The 893-nt window shown below is 27.9% G+C and carries 1 protein-coding gene; it reads left to right on the top strand.

Translation table 11 applies throughout. The annotated features are described in order from the left end of the window. Window positions 1-336 precede the first annotated feature (336 nt). A partial coding sequence (locus KI369_RS25830) for a helix-turn-helix domain-containing protein (RefSeq protein ID WP_212958258.1) occupies window positions 337-893 on the top strand: 557 nt, incomplete at its 3' end.

Raw genomic sequence — 893 nt, 5'->3', positions numbered from 1 at the left:
AAAGTAATGAACTATAACTATCTTAAATGAATCATAATAGTTTACATGTAGTTAAATCCTTTTCATTAATTTTATCGTAATTCAATTATATGACTCTGTCTTTGTTAATAACAAGTAGTAAAATCTCATGAAAAAAATGGACGAAAAACCCAAATTTTAACCATAAAATTTAACAAGCCATCTAGAAATAATCATAGTATGAATGTAAAATTAAAATGTGTGATACATTTTTTTACATTTGTGAAATTATACATTTTCTTAATATGAAAGATTAAGCAATACATAATGGCTGATTTGGTAAAAAGTAAGAAATGGTTAAGCAGGGAGAGTAGAAAGATGGAAATAGGGGAACGTATTCGCCATGTTCGAATGCATAAAGGATTAACACAGGGGGAGCTCGTATCAGGAATATGTTCAATAACATATTTAAGTAGAATAGAAAGTGGAAAAATAAAACCGTCATCTTCTTTTATAAAAAAAGTTTCTAAGAAGTTAGATGTAGATAGCGATTATCTTATAAATGGAAATTATCAGGAAATAAAGATTGCTATTTTTAATATATGTAATAAATATAAAAAAGATAAAAGTATTACAGAAGCTGACTTATCTTTGTTAGAATTATACGTTCGTGAAGTAGATTCAATCCCTTTATTACTAAAGGTATATGGTGTACTTATATACTATCATGCCCGGCAAAAAAATATGTTATATGTGAAGTCGCTTATAGTTCAAGCTTCGCAAATGATACCAAGTCAGGTTGAAATGCAAGATCCTGAAGATTATATTTATTATTTAAAAGCTCGAGGTTTATATTTTTATAATAAACAAGACTACAGTGCTGCTCATGATATATATGTACAGGCTGAGAGTTTACTAGGTGTAGAAGAAACTGA

This window comes from Bacillus sanguinis (assembly GCF_018332475.1).
Lineage (GTDB): Bacteria > Bacillota > Bacilli > Bacillales > Bacillaceae_G > Bacillus_A > Bacillus_A sanguinis.
This window is presented reverse-complemented; position numbering and strand designations above follow the sequence as displayed.